This is a genomic window from Coprobacillus sp. (assembly GCF_984815275.1).
Genome location: NZ_CFJNYH010000024.1, coordinates 35,999 through 57,139, shown reverse-complemented (window position 1 = coordinate 57,139; position 21,141 = coordinate 35,999). Strand labels below are relative to the sequence as shown.

General features: G+C 31.2%; 22 protein-coding genes, 3 tRNA genes and 1 other annotated feature. Of the genes, 23 read left to right on the top strand and 2 right to left on the bottom strand.

What is annotated here, in order from left to right; translation table 11 throughout:
• The first annotated feature begins 10 nt into the window (after window positions 1-10).
• The 3 genes from AC5M21_RS09895 to AC5M21_RS09885 all read left to right on the top strand — a co-directional run bounded on the left by AC5M21_RS09895 (window position 11) and on the right by AC5M21_RS09885 (window position 376).
• Window positions 11-86 (top strand) — tRNA-Lys (locus tag AC5M21_RS09895).
• Window positions 87-191: 105 nt separating this feature from the next.
• Window positions 192-282: transfer RNA gene (locus AC5M21_RS09890), tRNA-Ser, on the top strand.
• Window positions 283-299: 17 nt separating this feature from the next.
• A tRNA-Asp gene (locus AC5M21_RS09885) sits at window positions 300-376 on the top strand.
• A 71-nt stretch (window positions 377-447) separates the two neighbouring features.
• On the opposite strand, the gene AC5M21_RS09880 is transcribed toward AC5M21_RS09885, so the two are convergent.
• Window positions 448-972, bottom strand: coding sequence for an NUDIX hydrolase (locus AC5M21_RS09880; RefSeq protein WP_054325249.1), 525 nt, complete (start codon window positions 970-972; stop codon window positions 448-450).
• A gap of 232 nt (window positions 973-1,204) precedes the next feature.
• Between AC5M21_RS09880 and AC5M21_RS09875 the strand changes: the two genes are divergently transcribed.
• The 19 genes from AC5M21_RS09875 (at window position 1,205) to AC5M21_RS09785 (ending at window position 20,071) form a co-directional block, all read left to right on the top strand.
• A complete protein-coding gene (locus AC5M21_RS09875) occupies window positions 1,205-2,179 on the top strand; it encodes an RluA family pseudouridine synthase (protein ID WP_117598714.1) in 975 nt (324 codons plus the stop codon).
• 60 nt (window positions 2,180-2,239) lie between these two features.
• The gene (locus AC5M21_RS09870) at window positions 2,240-3,160 is read left to right on the top strand and encodes an ROK family protein (RefSeq protein ID WP_117598713.1); all 921 of its coding nucleotides are present in this window, start codon (window positions 2,240-2,242) and stop codon (window positions 3,158-3,160) included.
• Window positions 3,161-3,252: 92 nt separating this feature from the next.
• Complete coding sequence (mnmA, locus tag AC5M21_RS09865; protein WP_054325248.1) at window positions 3,253-4,386, top strand: tRNA 2-thiouridine(34) synthase MnmA; 1,134 nt, start codon at window positions 3,253-3,255, stop codon at window positions 4,384-4,386.
• Window positions 4,386-6,578: an SF1B family DNA helicase RecD2 gene (gene recD2 / locus AC5M21_RS09860; RefSeq protein WP_117598711.1), complete on the top strand. Its 2,193-nt coding sequence runs from the start codon at window positions 4,386-4,388 to the stop codon at window positions 6,576-6,578. Before mnmA ends, recD2 begins: the two co-directional genes overlap by 1 nt.
• 42 nt (window positions 6,579-6,620) lie before the next feature.
• Window positions 6,621-6,758, top strand: coding sequence for a hypothetical protein (locus AC5M21_RS09855; protein WP_017143851.1), 138 nt, complete (start codon window positions 6,621-6,623; stop codon window positions 6,756-6,758).
• Window positions 6,759-6,809: 51 nt separating this feature from the next.
• The gene (locus AC5M21_RS09850; RefSeq protein WP_008787882.1) at window positions 6,810-7,841 is read left to right on the top strand and encodes an AI-2E family transporter; all 1,032 of its coding nucleotides are present in this window, start codon (window positions 6,810-6,812) and stop codon (window positions 7,839-7,841) included.
• An 88-nt stretch (window positions 7,842-7,929) separates the two neighbouring features.
• Entirely contained in the window at window positions 7,930-8,892 is a 963-nt protein-coding gene (locus AC5M21_RS09845) for a Na/Pi cotransporter family protein (protein WP_008787883.1), read from the top strand.
• 52 nt (window positions 8,893-8,944) lie between these two features.
• Window positions 8,945-9,143, top strand: a binding site (T-box leader).
• Window positions 9,144-9,182: 39 nt separating this feature from the next.
• On the top strand, window positions 9,183-11,792 hold the full coding sequence (gene alaS / locus AC5M21_RS09840) for an alanine--tRNA ligase (protein ID WP_008787884.1): 2,610 nt from the start codon (window positions 9,183-9,185) through the stop codon (window positions 11,790-11,792).
• Window positions 11,793-11,858: 66 nt separating this feature from the next.
• Window positions 11,859-12,116: an IreB family regulatory phosphoprotein gene (locus AC5M21_RS09835; protein ID WP_008787885.1), complete on the top strand. Its 258-nt coding sequence runs from the start codon at window positions 11,859-11,861 to the stop codon at window positions 12,114-12,116.
• Entirely contained in the window at window positions 12,116-12,538 is a 423-nt protein-coding gene (gene ruvX / locus AC5M21_RS09830) for a Holliday junction resolvase RuvX (RefSeq protein WP_008787886.1), read from the top strand. The genes AC5M21_RS09835 and ruvX overlap by 1 nt, the downstream gene beginning before the upstream one ends.
• Before the next feature lie 2 nt (window positions 12,539-12,540).
• Complete coding sequence (locus AC5M21_RS09825; protein ID WP_117598710.1) at window positions 12,541-12,939, top strand: DUF1292 domain-containing protein; 399 nt, start codon at window positions 12,541-12,543, stop codon at window positions 12,937-12,939.
• A gap of 79 nt (window positions 12,940-13,018) precedes the next feature.
• Window positions 13,019-14,095, top strand: a complete 1,077-nt coding sequence (locus tag AC5M21_RS09820; RefSeq protein WP_054688446.1) for a lactonase family protein — start codon at window positions 13,019-13,021, stop codon at window positions 14,093-14,095.
• A gap of 288 nt (window positions 14,096-14,383) precedes the next feature.
• Window positions 14,384-15,463 (top strand): endolytic transglycosylase MltG, encoded by a 1,080-nt coding sequence (gene mltG, locus AC5M21_RS09815; RefSeq protein ID WP_054688444.1) that lies wholly within the window; start codon window positions 14,384-14,386, stop codon window positions 15,461-15,463.
• A complete protein-coding gene (locus AC5M21_RS09810) occupies window positions 15,451-16,053 on the top strand; it encodes an O-methyltransferase (RefSeq protein WP_054688441.1) in 603 nt (200 codons plus the stop codon). The genes mltG and AC5M21_RS09810 overlap by 13 nt, the downstream gene beginning before the upstream one ends.
• 2 nt (window positions 16,054-16,055) lie before the next feature.
• Complete coding sequence (locus AC5M21_RS09805; protein ID WP_117598709.1) at window positions 16,056-16,988, top strand: peptidase U32 family protein; 933 nt, start codon at window positions 16,056-16,058, stop codon at window positions 16,986-16,988.
• Complete coding sequence (locus AC5M21_RS09800; RefSeq protein ID WP_117598708.1) at window positions 16,963-18,210, top strand: peptidase U32 family protein; 1,248 nt, start codon at window positions 16,963-16,965, stop codon at window positions 18,208-18,210. The genes AC5M21_RS09805 and AC5M21_RS09800 overlap by 26 nt, the downstream gene beginning before the upstream one ends.
• Window positions 18,207-18,830 (top strand): uridine kinase, encoded by a 624-nt coding sequence (gene udk, locus AC5M21_RS09795; protein WP_278666094.1) that lies wholly within the window; start codon window positions 18,207-18,209, stop codon window positions 18,828-18,830. The genes AC5M21_RS09800 and udk overlap by 4 nt, the downstream gene beginning before the upstream one ends.
• Before the next feature lie 54 nt (window positions 18,831-18,884).
• Entirely contained in the window at window positions 18,885-19,370 is a 486-nt protein-coding gene (gene greA / locus AC5M21_RS09790) for a transcription elongation factor GreA (RefSeq protein ID WP_008787895.1), read from the top strand.
• A 44-nt stretch (window positions 19,371-19,414) separates the two neighbouring features.
• The gene (locus AC5M21_RS09785) at window positions 19,415-20,071 is read left to right on the top strand and encodes a YoaK family protein (RefSeq protein ID WP_117598707.1); all 657 of its coding nucleotides are present in this window, start codon (window positions 19,415-19,417) and stop codon (window positions 20,069-20,071) included.
• A gap of 14 nt (window positions 20,072-20,085) precedes the next feature.
• Here the strand turns inward: AC5M21_RS09785 and AC5M21_RS09780 are convergent, their stop codons facing one another.
• Window positions 20,086-20,442 carry a DUF3792 family protein gene (locus AC5M21_RS09780; RefSeq protein ID WP_054688438.1) on the bottom strand — a complete coding sequence of 119 codons (357 nt, stop codon included), beginning with the start codon at window positions 20,440-20,442 and terminating at the stop codon, window positions 20,086-20,088.
• 40 nt (window positions 20,443-20,482) lie between these two features.
• Between AC5M21_RS09780 and AC5M21_RS09775 the strand changes: the two genes are divergently transcribed.
• Window positions 20,483-21,115: a DUF421 domain-containing protein gene (locus AC5M21_RS09775; RefSeq protein ID WP_008787898.1), complete on the top strand. Its 633-nt coding sequence runs from the start codon at window positions 20,483-20,485 to the stop codon at window positions 21,113-21,115.
• Window positions 21,116-21,141: the final 26 nt, after the last annotated feature.

The following is a 21,141-nucleotide window of genomic DNA, read 5'->3' as shown; positions in this document are numbered from 1 at the left end:
CGTTGACAATCTCTCCTTAGCTCAGCTGGCAGAGCATCTGACTCTTAATCAGAGGGTCCACGGTTCGAACCCGTGAGGGGAGACCAATGATAAATAACCGGAAACTAATGTTCCCGGTTTTCTCATTTAAAAATATGTAATTTTATATTGAAATTAAAATCAAGATATGATATTATATTTAAGCAACTGATGGAGACATACTCAAGAGGCTGAAGAGGCGCCCCTGCTAAGGGTGTAGGTCGGGAAACTGGCGCGAGGGTTCAAATCCCTCTGTCTCCGCCATATTTGTTGCTTATATTGGTCTGGTAGTTCAGTTGGTTAGAATGCCGCCCTGTCACGGCGGAGGTCGCGGGTTCGAGTCCCGTCCAGACCGCCATATAGAATATTAACAATCCCAAAAGGGATTGTTTTTTTGTGAATAAATATTACAAATGTATAAAATAAAAATTATTTTTGATTATATGCATACATAATTGCTATAACTGTTTTGGCATCAACAATTGTGCCATCTAAAACTTTTTGATATGCTTCATCAAGGTCCATTTTGATGATATCAATAAATTCATCATCATCACATGCAAGAGAATCATTAACTTCATGAAAATCGATTGCTTTATAAAGATAGAGCCATTCACTGGTATAGCCAGGAGATGGTAGAACTTTAAGGATAAATTGCATGTCAAGTGCACGACAATTTGTTTCTTCTTCAAGTTCACGAAAAGCACATGCTTTTGTGTCTTCATCTTTTTCCAGTTTTCCAGCTGGAATTTCTAAGGTTTCAATGCGGTTAGGGTAGCGAAATTGCTTAACCAAAAGAATTTGGTTATTTTCAATTGCAAGAATACAAACTCCACCATGATGATAAACAACTTCTCGAAATGCGTGTTTACCATCTTCAAGTTCAACTTCTTCTTTTGTGACTTGCATGATGTTTCCATCAAAAATCATCTCTCGATTAATTTCTTTTTCCATTTTCTCAACTCCTTGTTTCTATTATATCATAAAAAGAAAAGAAAGTATGCGGGGGAGCACACTTTCTTATTCTCTCTATTATTTACACGTTAGGGTGATAATAGGGGGGTATGATTAAGTGAATATCACTTAACATGTATATTATAACAAATATTTCATTGTTGTAAAGGCTTTCAAACACTTTTTGTATATTTTTTCACATATTTTATGTATAATGTTTATGGTGATTAGAATGAAAAAGTTAATTATAGATGAAAATCATGCAAATCAAAGAATAGATAAGTATTTGAAAAAACTTTTATGTCAAGCTCCATCGCAACTCGTTTATAAAATGTTAAGGAAAAAGGATGTAAAAGTGAATGGAGTCAAAGTCAAAGAAAACTATATCTTACAAAATCATGATATTGTAGAACTATTTTTGTATGAAGATAAGTTTCAGGAATATACAAGAGCACAAACAATATTTGATTTAAAAATAGAATTTCAGGTGATTTATGAAGATGATAAGATATTAGTTGTAGGAAAACCGGCAGGCTTACTTGTTCATGAAGATATCAATGAAGATATGAATACTTTATCTAATCAGGTGTTAACTTATCTCCATCAAAAAGGTGAATATGATCCTCAAACTTCATTGGGGTTTACACCAGGACCAGTTCATAGATTAGATCGTAATACAAGTGGAATTGTTATTTTTGGAAAGACTCTGCGAGCACTACAGGATTTAAATGAGATGATGAAGAAACGCCATTGTATAGAAAAAACGTATTTAACAATATGCAAGGGCTATATGTCTTCAATAGATCTTGTTGGTTATATGAAAAAAGATGGTGACCAGTCACTTGTCAAAGTCGTAACTCAAAATACACCTGGCGCATTAATGATGCATACACTTGTAGAAAATATTGAATTTTATCAGGGATTTTCATTATTGAAAGTGAAATTAGTCACAGGAAGAACGCATCAGATTAGAGTTCATTTGGCTAGTGTTGGACATCCTATCATAGGTGATAGTAAATATGGTGATTTTGAATTAAATAGAGAAATGAAGAAAAAATATCATCTTCAACATCAATTTTTACATGCTTATACAATTAAATTTGTGAAGCCAATTGGTTGTTTAAAATATTTACAAAATCAAGTGATGATGTGTCCACTTCCCCAAAATTTACAAGATATAAAAAGAAGTATGTTTTGTAAATTGTAACTATGAAAATATCTATTTTTATTGTATAATAATCATATATGTATGGAAGGAGAACGGAGAATGAAATACTATATAGGAATTGACTTAGGGGGAACTAATGTTCGTACTCTTTTGGTTGATGAAAATGGGAAAACATATAGTGAAGTAAAGGATGCAACAGAAAGAGAAAAAGGACCTGATTTTGTTTGTTCAAAAATCATTCGTCAAATTGAAAGCTTAGATTGTAGTATTTGTGGGGGAATTGCAAATATTGAAGGGATTGGAATTGGAGTACCAGGACCTGTAGATACTGTTCATGGAGTCATGATTATGGCAACAAACTTGCCTGGTTTTGAAAATTATCCAATTTGTGAGAAATTATCAAGTCGTTTTAACTTGCCAGTGTTTATTGATAATGATGCAAATGTTGCTGGATTGGCAGAAGCATTACTTGGAGCTGGAAAAGGGAAAGCAACATGTTATTATGTTACAATTTCAACTGGAATTGGAGGAGCCTTTATTGTGAATGGGCAAGTTGTTTCAGGTGGAAGAGGACATGCCGGTGAAATTGGAAATATCATTGTAAAAAACAATGGTTATAAATTTGGTGGACTAAATCCTGGAGCGGTTGAAGGTGAAGCGAGCGGTACTGCAATTACACGTAAGGGTAAAGAAATTCTAGGTGAAGATAAGGTTGCTCATGCTGGTGATGTCTTTAGATTAGCAGATGAAGGTGATGTGAAAGCGCAAGGAATTGTAGATGAATGTGTAAGTGAACTTGCAACAATGCTTGCTAATATTGCTCATACAGTTGACCCTCATTGCTTTATTATTGGAGGTGGCGTGATGAAATCTAAACGTTATTTCTATGATCGATTGGTTGAACAATTCAATGCCAAAATCCATGTTGGTATGAGAGGATACATACCGCTATTAGAAACAGAATTGGAAGATTGTGGAGCAATTGGTGCTGCAATGTTACCAATGTCTAGATTAAAATAATGTTAAATGATAAAGGTCAATCCTTTATCATTTTTTTCTTTATAAAAGGAACATAAAGTGTTAGAATAAAGAAGCAGTGAAGGAGGGTGTTTATGAAAGAAAAAGTCGTATTAGGTCTCAGTGGTGGAGTTGATAGTGCGGTTGCTGCCTATTTATTAAAAGAACAGGGCTATGAAGTGATTTGCGTTTTTATGCGTAACTGGGATTCTTCGCTTAATAATGATATTTTAGGAAATCCTACCAATAATAATGAGATATGCCCTCAGGAAGAAGATTATAATGATGCTAAGAAAGTTGCTGAACATTTAGGATTGGAACTTCGCCGTGTTGATTTTATTAAAGAATATTGGGATCATGTTTTTACATATTTTTTAGAAGAATATGCCAAAGGAAGGACACCGAATCCAGATATTTTATGTAATAAACATATTAAGTTCAAAGCCTTTTTGGATTATGCAAAATCGATTGATGCCAATTATATAGCAACAGGACATTATGCACGTGTTGAACATCATTTAGGACAAGATTCTCTTATGTTAAGAGGCGTTGATAATAATAAAGATCAGACATATTTTCTATGTCAATTGAATCAGTCACAACTCCAGTCTTCACTATTTCCAATTGGTGAATTAACAAAGCCTGAAGTTAGAAAACTTGCAGAAGATCTAAATCTACCAGTTGCACATAAAAAAGATAGTACAGGAATTTGTTTTATTGGAGAACGTGACTTTAGAGAGTTTCTAAAAAATTATATTCCTGCTAAAAATGGTCATATGGTAGATATTCAAACAAAACAAATTGTTGGTGAACATCAAGGAATTATGTATTATACTATAGGACAAAGAAAAGGTCTTAATATTGGTGGACCTGGAGATGCATGGTTTGTTGTTGGAAAAGAATATGATGAGAATATATTATATGTTTGTCAAGGAGATCAAAATGATTGGCTAATGAGTGAAGGCGCTTTGATAACAGACGTTAATTGGATATCAAGTTTAAGACCAGAAGATGATTTTTCATGTACTGCAAAATTTAGATATCGCCAAAAAGATAATGATGTTTCTGTTCATTTTGTAGATGAAACAACAATTTATGTCACATTTAAACAGCCTATTAAAGCTGTTACACCAGGACAGGCAGCAGTCTTTTACAATGCTGATGTGTGCTTGGGTGGGGGAACAATTGAAAAAGTTTATAAAGATCAAAAGGAGATTACATATTTATAATGTTAGAATACACTGGAATTATTAAACAGGTGCGATTCTATAGTGAAGATACAAAGTTTATTGTTTGTGTGATTGATAGTGAACAAGAAGATAAACCAATATTGGCAACAGGATATATGAGTTATGTAAACCCACAAGATAAATATCATTTTCAAGGGGAATACACAATTCATCCTAAATATGGTAAACAATTTCAAATTCAATCATATGAGATTATTTTAGCGGATGATGAGAGTGAAATCATTCGCTATTTATCTAGCCCATTATTCAAGGGAATTGGTGAAAAACAAGCAACTGCTATTGTTGATACATTGGGAAAAGATGCACTCAATAAAATTAAAGAAGATAAACATGTTTTAGATAGTGTTCGTGGAATGAATGAAAAAAAGCGTGAAACAATTATTGATGTTTTATCCTCTCAGGATTTTGATCAAGAGGTTTTATCATTTTTTATGGGACATGGTATTAGTACTAAAAATTTAGCACTCATCCAAGCTGTTTATCAGGAACATACATTAGATGTTTTGCAAAACAATCCTTATCAGCTTATAGATGATATTGATGGAATTGGTTTTAAAACAGCAGATGAACTGGCTTTGAAAATAGGCGTTGATCCTTTAGATGACAATCGCATGAAAGCAGCTGTTCTTTATGCATTAAAAGAAGCTTGTTTTCAAGATGGCAGTACTTTTCAAGAACATGATCGCATTTATAAGAATTTCCATCGCTTTATACCAAACATCTCATATGAGCAATGTGATGACTATTTAGATGAACTGATTGATGAAGAAAAGATTATACAAGAAGTAGAAAAATATTATCCGTTTGATTTATATGAAAGTGAAAATATCATTGCCAAGACATTTCAGCGTTGGCTTAAAGCACCACTTTATAAATATGATGATGAGGAAGTCAATCAATTATTAGATGACTTACAAAATACATTGGCTATTGAATATGATGATTTACAAAAAGAGGCTATTCGTTTATTTTTAGAACAATCAGCAATGATTTTAACTGGTGGACCTGGAACTGGAAAAACGACCATTGTTGAGGCTATAATAAAATTATATACAAAATTAAATCCAGACCAACGAATTGCTATGGTTGCACCAACTGGTCGTGCATCAAAAAGATTAAGTGAAGTCACAGGTCTTGAAGCTTGTACAATTCATCGACTTTTAAAATGGGATTTACATACGAATACATTTGCAGTTAATGCTCAAAATCCTTTAGATATAGATTTGTTGGTTATTGATGAATTTTCAATGGTAGATTCTTTATTGTTTTCAAATCTCCTCTCTGCTTCTTGTAAGGTGACAAAAATTTTATTGATTGGTGATGACCAGCAGTTACCTTCAGTTGCACCAGGACATGTATTGAAGGATTTACTAGAAAGCCAAATGATACCAACAGTTAAATTAGATCGTATTTATCGTCAGTCACAGGAAAGTGGAATTACTCAATTAGCACATAGTATTCGTAATGATCATTATCAAGAACATCTTTTTTTTGATTATAAAGATATCCATTTTCAAACATGTGCTTCTTATGACATTGTGAACTATGTAAAGGTTCTTGTTTCAAAAGCAATGAAAGAAGGATATGATGCTAATGATATTCAAGTTCTAGCACCAATGTATAATGGTGTAGCAGGAATTGATGCCTTAAATGACTGTTTACAAGAACTTTTAAATCCTCATGATGAGTATAAAAATGAATTGCGTGTTGGTAAACGTATTTATCGTGAGGGCGATAAGATTTTACAATTAAAAAATCGTATTGACGATAATGTTTTTAATGGCGATATTGGTATTTTAGAAGAAATATGTTATAAAGATAATTTTGAATTTTTGGCAGATACACTGATTGTTAATTTTGATGGAGTATATGTAGAATATACTGCTAATGATTTTTATACAATTACACATGCTTATTGTATGAGTATTCATAAATCTCAAGGAAATGAATTCAAAATTGTTATTATGCCAGTTTTAAAAGACTATTATATTATGTTAAAGAAAAATTTAATTTATACAGGTTTAACACGGGCAAAGCAATCTTTATTTGTAATTGGAAATCATCAGGCATTTGCTTATGGAATTGCTAATAATCATGATGAAAAAAGACGAACAACGCTATCTGAAAAAATGTCACAAACTCAATCAATTTCACCGTATGATTTTATGTAAAATGGTCATACTAAGAATGTACTTTTAAAGGAGTGAGACATAATGTCTAAATTAGCAGTTGCCTTTTTCTCAGCAGGAATTGTTGCCGCAGCAATGATTATGATGAGTGATATGCCTTGTGCTGATGAAATTGAACATACAGTTCATAAAGCAAAAAAGGCTATCAAAGAACAACTTTAAGGAGTACTAAGGACTAATTTTTAGTCCTTTTTGATATAAAGGGGTTTTCATATGAATAAAGTTACGCTAGCTAAAAATATCATTATCTTTAGTATTTGTGCTATTTTGTTATATTATGTCATTACATTATTTCAAATAGGTGCATTCTTTTGTTATGTTTTTAATTTATTTTTTCCACTTATTATTGCTTTGTTCTTTCATTTTTTATTAGATCCTTTGATAGATTATTTTACAAATGATAGATTAAGCAGAAAAATTGTTGTTGTCCATATTTATCTATCCTTATCATTGTTATTTGTGATAGGATGCTATTTTGTTGCTCCTTATATTTTGGAACAATGTTTAAAATTTTATAATCAATATTGTAATGGTCATTTAAGATTGAATCCAATTTTCTCTACAATCTTTGATTTTTTACAACAATATCAAGTCATAGATTATTTAATGGGAATTCTTAATGGTTGGACACAATCTGTCATTTACTGGGTTACCAATATCCTTTTAGCCATGGGAATATCATTTTATCTTTCTTATGATAATATGCATCTTATCGAGAAATTAATTGTTTATTTACCATTTGATAAACAAGGACCATGTATGCAAACCTTAAAACGCTTAAAACTTTTAACTTATCAGTTTATGAAATCTTTAATTTTAGATTTTCTCTTTTTCTTTTTAATGTGTCTTATTCCTTTCTTTTTTATTGATGAAGATCTCTTTTTATGGATTGCCCTCTTTTTATCAATTACCAATCTTGTGCCTTATATTGGACCTTATATAGGAGGGATACCTGTTGTTATTTATGAATATATAGCTGATCCTCAAATGGGATATGTTGCTTTTATTGCAGTCATTGTTCTACAATATTTAGAATCTTCATATTTACAGCCTTATCTTTTTTCTAAGTGTATACGACTACATCCTATTGCTTTGTTTATAGCATTGACCTTCTTTGGTGATTTATTTGGTATTGTAGGGATGATCTTTTCACCATTGCTATTATCATATAGTTTACTTTTGCTAGAGTTACTAAAAAATCTAAATGTTTTTACGAAAGTTAAACAAATTGTTTCAAAAGAATAATCATAAAAAATATTCATATTATGATTATTCTTTATCTTACAAATTCTTTAAATGATATTCTTTATAATAAAAGAAAAAGGAGTCATTTATGGAAACAAAAGATATTTTAGGATTACTAGGAGGTCTTGCCTTATTTCTTTATGGTATGAAAATGATGTCTGATGGCTTGTTAGATGGGGCAGGGATTAAATTAGAATATATTTTAGAAAAACTCACTAATCACAAATTAAAAGCTATTTTGGTAGGGACATTGATAACTTGTATTATTCAAAGTTCATCTGCAATGACAGTCATGTTAATAGGCTTTGTGAATGCCAAAGTGATGAAACTAAATAGAGCTATTTGGGTTATAATGGGAGCAAATATTGGGACCACAATGACAGGACAATTGATTGCTTTTGATATAGGTGTTTTTGCACCTGTATTTGCTATTGTAGGGGTTATTCTGATTGTCTTTTTCTCATGGCGTGCAGCTCGTTTATGTGGCGAAGTTTTGACTGGAATAGGGATGTTGTTTATGGGATTAGAAATGATGTCACAATCAATGATACCTTTACAGTCATCTGAATTGTTCTTAAATTCCATGATCACTCTTTCGCATCCTTTATTTGCGGTTTTAGTTGGGGCATTATTTACAGCAATTATTCAAAGTTCATCAGCTTCTATTGGTATCTTACAAACCCTTGCAATGCAACATCTTATCCCTTTTTCTCAGGCAGTATATTTTTTATTTGGATTTGATATTGGAACATGTATGACTGCTTTCATTGCATCATTATCTGGTTGTCGTAATGCTAAAAGATTAGCTTTGTTTCATCTTCTTTTTAATGTATTGGGAACTTCAGCTTTTCTTGTTATTTGTCAATTTACTCCAATTGTATCAATAGTTGAAGGCTGGACTCCCCATGAACCAATGCGTAAAATTGCGAATATGCATACATTATTTAATGTCATAACAACAGCGGCCTTTTTATTCATTGATAAGCCTATTCTAAAATTTATTGAAAGATTAATTCCATTAACAAAGAAGAGGGAAAAAGGATATATATAACAAGAATTGTTTTTATATTGATTTTTACAATAAAATTGGGTATAATACAAAAGTCAAATCGTTAAAAAAGAAGAGTATTTATAATTCTGTTTTTAGAGAGGAAATGGTTGGTGCAAATTTCTATCAGAATATAAAGAAAGCTACTTTGAAGAGTGATGTAAACATCAACGCATAGTCGGCGTTATCGACTTAGAGAGCATAATCTTTTGATTATGAATAAGGATGGTACCGCGATTTAAGTCGTTCCTTTTATAGGAAGGACTTTTTATTTTGTAAAGGAGAAGGATATTATGAAACAATTAACTGGAAATCAAGTAAGACAAATGTTCTTGGATTATTTTAAATCTAAAGGACACATGATTGAACCTGGGGCATCATTGATTCCTCATAATGATCCAACATTATTATGGATTAACGCAGGAGTTGCAGCATTAAAAAAATATTTTGATGGAAGTGAACAACCCGCATGCCATAGAATAGTCAATGCTCAAAAATCAATTCGTACAAATGATATTGAAAATGTTGGAAAAACAGCAAGACATCATACTTTCTTTGAAATGTTAGGAAATTTTTCAATAGGAGATTATTTTAAAGAAGATGCGATTCCTTTTGCATGGGAGTTTCTAACAAGTCCGGAATGGATAGGATTTGATAAAGAAAAATTATATGTGACAGTTTATACTGATGATGACGATGCTTATCGTATTTGGACTGAAGTTTGTCATGTAGATCCAAGTCATATTTTAAAAACTGATGGAAACTTTTGGGAAATTGGAGAAGGTCCAGGTGGTCCTGATTCTGAAATTTTCTATGATCGTGGTGTTGAATATGACCCTGATGGTTTAGGTGAAAAATTATTTTTTGAAGAGTTAGAAAATGATCGTTATATTGAAATTTGGAACGTTGTTTTTTCACAATTTGATTGTAATCCTACTATTGACCGAAAGGAATATAAAGAATTACCACAAAAAAACATTGATACTGGAATGGGTCTTGAAAGACTGGTTAGTATTATTCAAGGTGGAGAAACAAATTTTGATACGGATTTCTTCCTGCCAATTATTCATGCAACTGAAGAAATGACAAATGTCAGATATGAAGACAATAAAATGGCTTATCGTGTCATTGCAGACCATATTCGTACTGTTACTTTTGCATTAAGTGATGGGGCATTGTTTGATAATGCAGGTAGAGGGTATGTTTTAAGACGTATTTTAAGACGTGCAGTTCGTTATGGGAAGAAGATTGGAATTGATCATTCTTTTATGTATAAATTGGTTTATGTTGTGGCTGATATTATGAAAGAATTCTATGATTATTTACCAGCTAAAGCAGACTATGTGAGTGGACTTGTAAAAAAGGAAGAAGAGGCTTTTCATAAAACATTATCTAATGGTGAGAAATTATTAAATCAGATGTTGAAAAAAACAATTGATCAGCAATTAGACGGTAAAGATGCATTCAAATTATATGATACATATGGATTCCCATTAGAATTAACAGTTGAAATTGCAGAAGAAACAGGATTTACAGTTGATGAAGCTGGTTTTAAAGCTGAAATGAAAGCTCAGCAAGTCCGTGCAAGAAATGCACGAGGTGATAATGAATCAATGTCATCACAAAAACCAGATTTAATGGCTTTTGATACACCAAGTCAATTTGTATATGATCATTCACCAATAACAGCTAAAGTCATTGCTACTTTTATTGATGGTGTTAAATGTGATGAAATTACTACACAGGGAGAAATTATTTTAGACCAAACAACTTTCTATGCAGAGATGGGAGGACAGTGTGCTGATACTGGAACGATGTCTAATGAGACAACATTGTTAGATGTGACATATGTTTCAAGAGCACCCCGTCTACAACATTTACATGTGATTAAAATTAAAAATGGAAGTGTCAAGGTTGGAGATGAATTGATTTTAAAAGTTGATGCACATAAACGTGCATTGATTCAAAATAATCATACTGCAACTCACTTATTACAAAAGGCTTTAAAGACAGTATTAGGTGAACATGTTTCGCAATCAGGGTCTTATGTTGATGCTGAAAGATTACGTTTTGACTTTACACATCCACAAAAGATGACTGATGAAGAAATACGCAAAGTTGAAGATCAAGTTAATGAACAAATTTTTAATGGGTTAAATGTACAAATTGAATTCATGAGCAAAGATGAAGCTATGCATTCTGGTGCAATGGCATTGTTTGATGAAAAGTATGGAGATCAAGTTCGTGTTGTCAGTGTTGGAGATTACTCTAAAGAACTTTGTGGTGGGTGCCATGTTTCCAATAGTGCTCAGATTGCTTTGTTTAAGATTGAAAGTGAGGAAAGTGTTGGATCAGGGATTCGTCGTATTGAAGCTGTGACTGCACAGAAAGCATATCAATCAATGAAGAAATCTGAAGAAACAATTCAAACAATAAGTGAATTATTCAAATTAAAGAATAGAAATGAAATTGTAGAAAAAGTGACGCAATTCATAGATGAGACGCATGAAGTCAAAAAGGAAAGAGATCAATATTTAGACAAATTAAATAGTATTGAAGCAAAAGAAAAATCTAAGAATATAGAAGAGATAAATGGTGTACAATTCTTATATGTTAGTGAAAGTAAAGATGCTTCTATTGCTAAACAAATGACATTTGAATTAAGGGATCAATTAACAAATGGTGTTGTTGTTCTGGTGAGTGAATATGAAGGAAAAACATCTTATTTTGTTGGTTTAACAGCTTCAATGGTCAAAAATGGTTATAAAGCTGGTGATCTTGTTAAAATGATAAATGAAGTGACAGGCGGTAGAGGTGGTGGAAAACCAGACTTTGCACAAGGTGGGTGTCCTTCACAAGAACATATAAATGATGCAATCAAGCAAATAAAAAGCGTATTCTAAGCACTTTTACTAGCAATTTTTAGCAATATGGTGTAATATGAATTATATAGACAGGAGGTATGTGCTATGGCAAAAGATTTTACTCAAACACGTCTATTTAATTCAGAAGAAATTAAAAGAGAAGTCATTCATTCTAATTTAATGACTGTTTCTCAAGCACTGGATGAAAGAGGATATAATGCAGTTCATCAGATTGCAGGTTACTTAATCTCTAATGACCCTGCATATATTTCAAGCCACAAAGGAGCACGTTCAATTATTCAACAGATTGATCGTGATGAAATTATTGAGGAACTTGTAAAATTCTATTTGGAGTCAAAATAGTGGAGAAAATATTAGGATTAGATTTGGGATCAAGAACGTGTGGTATAGCAATAAGTGATCCATTAGGAATTATTGCCCAAGGAGTTGAGACATATCGTTTTAAAGATAATCACTATAAAAGTGCTGCTTATCATATCAAAACGATAGTCCAGGAAAATAATATCCATACAATTGTACTCGGTCTTCCTAAGCATATGAATGGAGATTTGGGCGAGAGAGCACAAATCTCTATTGATTTTAAGGAACGATTAGAGAAAATGATGGATGTCGAAGTTATACTTGTAGATGAAAGATTAACAACTGTAATGATGGAGAATCAACTGATCTTTGCTGATGTTTCTAGAAAGAAGCGCAAAGAAGTTATTGATAAACTCGCTGCTGTTCAAATTCTACAAGGGTATTTAGATAGTCAAAGGAGATAGTCATGGACGCAAACAAAATTAAAGTTATTGATGATAATGGAAAAGAATTAGAATTTGATGTATTATTTACTTTTGAAAGTGATGATACTGGCAAAAAATATGTTTTATATTATGATGCGACTGCAGAAGAACCTCAAGTTTATTCATCGGTTTATGATGATGAAGGACATTTGTATCCAGTAGATACACCAGAAGAATGGGATATGATTGAAGAAGTCTTTAATAGTTTTATTTCTGAAGACGAAAGTGAAGAGAATGAAGAACATAGTTGTTGCCATGGTCAAGAAGATCATGAATGCTGTCATGGAGAAGGGCATCATGATGAAGATCATGAATGTTGCCATGGTGAAGGACATCATGATGAAGATCATGAATGTTGTTGTCATAAAAAAGAAGGGTAACTTTGGTTACCTTTTCTTTGTTTATAATGAATTCATAATTATATGACATAATAAGGAAAGTATTAAGGAGGATTAACAAATGGGACTGTTTTTTAAGAAACGTAATGTGAAGCCTATCTTCGTAGGAAGTTATGGGAATAACATGACAAGAGGGATGTATGTTTTTCACTTGGATATTGATAATGGAGAAATTCTCAAGAAAAAGTTTTATAAGTCATTAGCAAATCCAACAGCATTATTTAAGCGTGAGCGCTTTATTTATGTATGTTATAAGAATCATACAGGAAAAAAGACTGATGGTGGATTATGGCAATATGCAACAATGGATTTACAGTTTGGTTTAGCTGGTAAAGCAACTTGTCAGGGAAAAACGTATATGAGCTGTTTTGTCAATGAAAATCGTGATTTTGCTTATGCTGTAGATTATTATAATGGTGAAGTTGTAACAATTGCAATTTTGAAACAAAAGATTGTAAAAGTAACACAAACTATAAAACATGAAGGACATGGACTTGATTCTAAACGTCAAAGTGAAGCTCATCCGCATTTTATTGAGCAAACACCTGATCAGAAAAGAATGTTTGTTTGTGATTTAGGAACTGATGAAGTTGTATTATATAAAGTTGGTGAAAAAGGAAGATTAGAAAGAGATGAAGAAAATTCATTTCAATTGGCTCCAGGAAGTGGTCCTAAGAAAATGATTTTTACTCCTGATGGTAAATATGCATATGTCTTAAATGAATTATCAAATACAGTTTGTGTTTATAGTTATCAAGATTGCCAATTTACTTTTATACAAGAAATTGATACTTATCCAAAAGATGAATATACGAAAGAAAGCTTGGCTGGTGATATTGTTATTAGTGAAAAAGGTGACTATTTATTTGTGTCAAACCGTGGACATGATTCAGTAGCGGCATTTGAAGTTGATTCTGCAACAGGGAAATTAACATATATTGAATACTTAGATACTGATGAAAAACCTCGTGCAATGATTTTAGTTAATGATCGTTGGCTTGTTGTTGCTTCACAATTAGGTGGGACATTAGAATCATTTGAATTAAAACGAAATGAATCAAAGGGTGTTCTTTATGAGACACATTTTAGTTACATGGTTGGTGAACCTGTTTGTTTAATAGAAGGTAGAGGATTATAAAAGAGTTCAGTTTGAACTCTTTTATATTATATTGCCTATTGATTATGCAAAAAAACGATTCTTAATTGAGTTATAGATGACTTTTAACTTTTTTATCATTGAATTCATTAAACAATTGCTAAAGATATCATATCAACAGACTTTCATATAATGTTATTAAGACATTTGTTTTACAATGAGTGTTCATGCTTAAACAATATATATCATCATAGTGAGAAATGTAAAAGAGTATGTTTTATTGATAATTCTTGTAAAATCACTTATAATAATAGAGATGGAGGACGATTTATGAAAAATAAAAAAATCATTTTAATTATTATAGGAGTTGTTGTAGGAATAGCATTAATTGGTTCTATCCTCTTTTATAATCATGGTATTTCTGCAGTCTCTACTAAAGATGAAGAAGTCATTGTTAAAATTGAATCTGGTTCAAGTGCATCACAAATGTTAGATACGCTTGATAAGGCTGGATTAGTAAATAATAAATTATGTGGAAAATTGTTTTTAAAGTTTAATCATTTTGATAAACTTCAAGCAAATACATATATATTCCATAAAAATATGTCATTATCAGAGATTTTTGATATTATTCAAAATCCAGACTTTAAATATATCTTAAAATCAAAATTAACAATTAAAGAAGGAAATACCATTCCAGAAGTTGCAAAAGCATTTTCTGAAATATTAGATATGTCAGATGATGATATTATTAAAGCGTGGTCAAATCAGGAATATTTAAAATCATTGATTAAGGATTATTGGTTTATAGATAATAGTATTCTTAATAGGAATATTCTGTATCCCTTAGAAGGCTATCTGTATCCTGATACATATTATGTAACAGATGAAAATCCTACTTTAGAAGGTATTACAAAATTAGCATTAGATATGATGGATAAGAAATTAACACCATATAAAGATAAAATGAAAGAAATGAATTGGACACCTCATCAATTCTTAACATTTGCTTCTATTGTTGAAAGAGAATCTGGGCAAGGTGAAACAGATCGTCCTATGATTGCTGGTGTCTTTATGAATCGTTTGAAAAAGGGAATGCTTTTACAAAGTGATATTACTGTTAACTATGCTTGGCAAAGAACAGGTGTAGATGTTTCTTATTCACATCTAGAAATAAATTCTCAATATAACACATACAAATATACAGGTTTACCTGTTGGACCTATTAGTAGTGTTCCTGCAACAACTATGGAAGCATGTCTTCAGTATAAAAAACATGACTATTTTTATTTCTTTGCAATTAAAGATGCTCAAGATAAATCAAAGACTGTTGTTGTTTATACTAAAACATATGAAGAACATACACAGCAAGTGAAAAAAGCAAAGGACGCAGGATTATGGTTAGATTAAAAGATTTTGATCAAATAGAGCAAGATGCTTTAAAAAGAAATATTCCCATTATGCAAAAAGAGGGAATACTCTTTTTAATTTCTCAGTTAAATGAAATCAAAGCAACTTCTTGTTTAGAGATTGGTTCAGCAATAGGTTATTCATCTATGATGATGGTGACTCATGTTGATGATTTAAAAATTGATACAATAGAATTAAATGAAGAAAGATATCAAGAGGCAGTTCATAATATTCATAAATATCATTTAGATTCTCAGATTTCAATATATCATGATGATGCCTTAACTTTTGATACAACGAAATTACATTATGGGCCTTATGATTGTCTCTTTATTGATGCTGCCAAAGCACAGTATCAGAAGTTTTTTGAAAAATATGTTTCTTTTGTGAAAAAAAATGGAATCATAATTGTTGATAATTTAGATTTTCATGGTATGATTTTTGATATTGACCACATTAAGAATAGAAATACAAAACAATTGGTCAAGAAAATAAAAAGATTTAAAGATTGGATTTTTAATCATAATGATTATGATGTTGACTATTACCCAATAGGCGATGGTATCTGTGTGATTAGAAGAAAGGATTAAACATGAAGATAGTTTTATCATTAAATAATCAAGAAAGATTATATGATTATATAAGTATGGGGATTGACACTTTTATATTAGGTGGTCAATACTCATTTCATTGCCCCTATGTTTTTTCACTAGATGATATGACAAAAATAATAGGAAATTATCCTGAACAAATATTCTATGTTTCAATGAATGCTTTATATGATCAATATATGATGTCTGAAGTTGAAGGTTATATAGAGCAACTTAGTCAGTTACCTATTCAGGGGATTGTATTTCAGGATTTTGGTATTTTACAGATTGTGAAAGAAAGAGGCTATACATTTGATATGATGTATGCACCTGAAACATTAAATACAAATGCGATGACACTCAATGTGTTACAGGAACAAGGTGTAACAAGTGCATTTTTATCTCGTGTTATTCCTTTAGATGAACAATGTCTTATTGCTCAGGAAGTTCATATGCCTGTGATGTTACAGGGACATGGTGTTGAATATATAGCAGCAAGTAAAAGGGCATTGTTATCTAATTATAAGGAAGCATCTGGTTTGAATCTAGATATCAATAACCATAATGATTTTACCTTGCTGGCTAAAAATTCGGATTATGTTTTTAAAATTTTTGAAGATTCCAGGGGAACACATATTTTTTCTGAGACGAGATTATATACTCTTGATTTATTCAATCAAATTCATAATTTTGATTATTTGTATATTGAAACACTGATGATGGGTGAGGAAGAAGCAGTGGAAATGGCTTCATTATATAGTGATGCTTTAAAGAGTTTCCAAAATGGAACATATGATAAAAATATAAAAGAATATATGAAACTTTTATATCAATTAAAGACACCATTAGATAGAGGATTTTTATTTGATCAAACAGTTTATAAATTAGAAGATATGAGGAAGATAGATAATGAGAAACGTGAGTCAAATCATTAATGGAAAGAGAAAAATTATAAAGAAGCCAGAGTTGCTTGCTCCTGCTGGGAATTTAGAGAAACTAAAGATTGCTATTATCTATGGAGCAGATGCTGTTTTTGTTGGTGGTAAAGAATTTTCTTTGCGTTCTCAAGCTTCTAATTTTACATTGGAAGATATAAAAGAAGCAGTTGAATTTGCTTCTCAATATGGGGCACACATTCATGTCACATGCAATATCATATTACATCAGGATAATTTAGAAGGCATTCAGAATTACTTACAGGCATTGGATGATATTGGTGTAACTGCTATTATTGTTGCTGATCCATATATTATGAAAATAGCTAAAGATATGCATTTAAACTTAGAGGTTCATGTTTCAACGCAGTTATCAACGTTGAATTTAAAAGCGATTGAATTTTATAAAAGTATGGGAATGGATCGTGTTGTACTAGGACGTGAAGTCACATATGATGATTTAAGAACGATTATGGAGTATGCTCCTGTTGATGTTGAGTACTTTATTCATGGAGCCATGTGTATTCATTATTCAGGAAGATGTATGTTATCGAATTATCTCAGTCGACGTGATGCAAATCGTGGTGGTTGTTCACAGTCATGTCGTTGGTATTATGATTTATATCAAAATGGAGTTTTGATGAATCAAGAAGGCGATATGCCATTTAGTATGTCCAGTAAAGATATGTCATTAATTGATCATATTGGGGAGTTAATTGAATTAGGTGTCAATTCATTTAAAATAGAAGGTCGTATGAAATCTCTACATTATATAGCAACAGTTGTTTCAACATATCGTAAACTTATTGATGCTTATTGTGAAAATCCAGATGATTTTATTCAAGATGAAAGTTATCATCAGGAATTAATGAAAGCTGCGAATCGAGCTTTATGTCATGGCTTCTTTTATGATCACCCAAGCAATGAAGAACAACTTTTTAATTTGCGTGATGAACACCCAACTCAAGAATTTGTTATGCGTATTCTGGATTATGATAAGAAAAATAAGCAAGCTAAGATAGAACAGAGGAATTATTTTAAAGTTGGAGATAATATAGAAATTTTCTCACCAAATCATCCAAATCTTTTCTTTACAGTTAAAAAGCTTTATAATAAAGATAAAGAGATGATTGAAGTGGCAAATCATCCTATGGAAATATTATATATTGATGTTGATTTACCATTAGAAGTGAATGATATGGGAAGGAAGGTTTCAAAATGAGAGAACAGGCTGTTATCATAGGTATTGCAGGAGGAAGTGCTTCTGGAAAAACATCAATTGCTCATCAACTATATGATTGTTTTCAAGGACATCATAAAGTTAAAATTATGAAGCAGGATGATTATTACAAAGATCAATCACATATGGCTTTTGAAGAAAGAACAAAAACCAACTATGATCATCCATTTGCTTTTGATACTGATTTATTAGTAGAACATTTAAAGAAACTGAAGAATAAAGAAACGATTCTTAAGCCAACATATGATTATACATTACATACAAGAAGTCATATAACAGAAACAATTGAAGGAAGAGATGTTATCATTCTTGAGGGTATTTTTGTTCTAGCTGAACAGGCTGTTCGTGATATGTGTGATATCTTGGTATATGTAGATACTGATAGTGATATTCGTTTTATTAGACGTTTAAGAAGAGATATAGAAGAGCGTGGAAGAAGTCTTGATTCTGTTTGTAAACAGTATTTAGAAACAGTAAGACCTATGCATGAGCAGTTTATAGAACCATCTAAAAAGTATGCACATATTATTGTTCCAGAGGGTGGAGGTAATATTGTTGCTGTCGATTTATTGATAACAAAAATCAAAAGTATCGTTGATTAATGCTAGTATTTTTGATATTTTTATGATATAGTATAGTTCGCGAGGTGGATAATTATGGATCATGATGCAGTATTATTAACCCAAAGTGGGGTTGAAAAGTTAAAAAAAGAAAGAGAACAATTAATTAATATTGAAAGACCTAAGGTGATTGAAGAATTACAATTAGCACGTTCACAAGGTGACTTGTCTGAAAATGCTGATTATGATTCTGCAAGAGATAAGCAAGCACATATTGAATCAAGAATTAAAGAAATTGATCAAATGTTACTACATGTACAAATTATTGATGAATCACAAATGGATAGTGCTGTTGCAAAACCTGGAGCAACCGTAACAATCTTAGATTTATCTGAAGAAGGTGCAGAACCAGAATCATTTACAATTGTTGGTACATTTGAAACAGATCCTCTTAATGGGAAAATTTCAAATGAATCACCACTTGCTAAAGCTATCCTGGAACATGGAGTCAATGAAATTGTTTCTGTTGGGGTTGCTGAACCTTATGAAGTTAAAATTTTAAAGATTGAATATATTTCTTAATGAAGGTGATGGCAACATCATCTTTTCTTTTTGGGGGTTATAAAATGAAAAAACAAATGTCAGATACTATTCGTGTTGGCTTATTATTAGCAATTGTTGGTGGTTTTTTAGATGCCTATACTTATTTATGCAGAGGACAAGTTTTTGCGAATGCACAGACTGGAAATATGGTTTTATTTGGAATTAAAATGATGGAAGGACACATTATACAAGCTTTATATTACGCTTTGCCAATCTTGGCATTTTTTATTGGGATAGTTATCGCTGAAATGATTAAGCATCACTTTTTTGAACATCCTAAAATTCATTGGCGTCAGATAGTTTTAATGATAGAAGCCATTGTGATATTAATAGTTGCATTTCTACCAAAAGATTTTAATATGTTTTGCAATATTATGATATCATTTATTTGTTCGTTACAAGTGGAGAGCTTTAGGAAGTTTAATGGAAACCCTTATGCTTCAACAATGTGTACAGGAAATTTAAGAAGTGCTACAGAACATCTTTATCAGTATTTTCAAACACATAATAAAAAGACTCTGTTGAAGAGTCTTCAGTACTTTATTGTTATTTTCTTTTTTATCATTGGAGCCTGTTTAGGAACTATTCTTACAAATTCACTTTCCTACATGGCAGCCATCATACCCACTTTGTTATTACTCAGTGTAATCGTTTTTATGTTTTATGAACAAGTTGGTTAACAACTTGTTTTTTTTTATGCATTCAAACGACGATCTCTTAATTCCTTATAAAGTCCAATCACCATAAATAAAATTGATTTCATTAACAAATGAATATAATTTAAGTTCCCTAAATGAATTAATAAACTTACTAAAAAATAAAGCAAACTTAAGCATAAACAATGAGAAATTCTCTTTTGATTGATTTGTGATGTAAAGTATAGGGCAGAGAGTATTAAGAATGCATAAGAAAGAACTTGGATAATGATTTCAAGAACAGTTGCATTTATTTGCATGAAATAAGATAAAATGGCTAGAATAAGAGAGATAAGTGTAAAGGGAATAAGAAATAATAATAAAGTATTGATATAGATACGTATTGTTTTTTTCATGGTTTCCTCCTTGTATATTATATGAAGGGAAGGCTATTTTATGAAATATGTAGAAATATTTATTGAGTGTTTTGGAACTTATTTTTATTTGATATTATTATTAAGATTTTTAGGAAAGAAAGAAATGAGTAAATTAAGTGTATCTGACTTAATTGTTTTCCTATTAATTAGTGAGTTAATGACAATATCTATTGGTGATGATAATATTGGATTTTTAGAAGGAGCTTTGGCTTCAGCAGTTATTGTTATTATTGATAAGTTATGTTCTTATTTTGCATTAAGGTATAAACCTGTCAAAAAAATATTAGAAGGGCATCCAACTTATATTGTTTATCAGGGACAATTAAATCAATATAAGATGAAAGCATTGAACTATTCTATTGATGATCTTTGTCATCATTTAAGACAAGAAGGGGTAGGGTCTTTATCTGAAGTGGAATTTGCTGTTTTAGAAACAGATGGGAACTTATCAGTTATTACAAAACAACAAAGTCAAGTTATGATGCCTGATGTTTTAATCAGTGATGGTGAAATTAATTATGAAATTTTAGAAACAATGGGTAAAGATGAAACATGGTTATTAGATTCACTTCATGCTGTTGGTATCAAAAACTATAAAGATATATTTTATTGTGTTATGGAAAATAATGGACTATTTTATATTAAAAAATAGTCCATTTTTAAATGAGATAAAAAAGT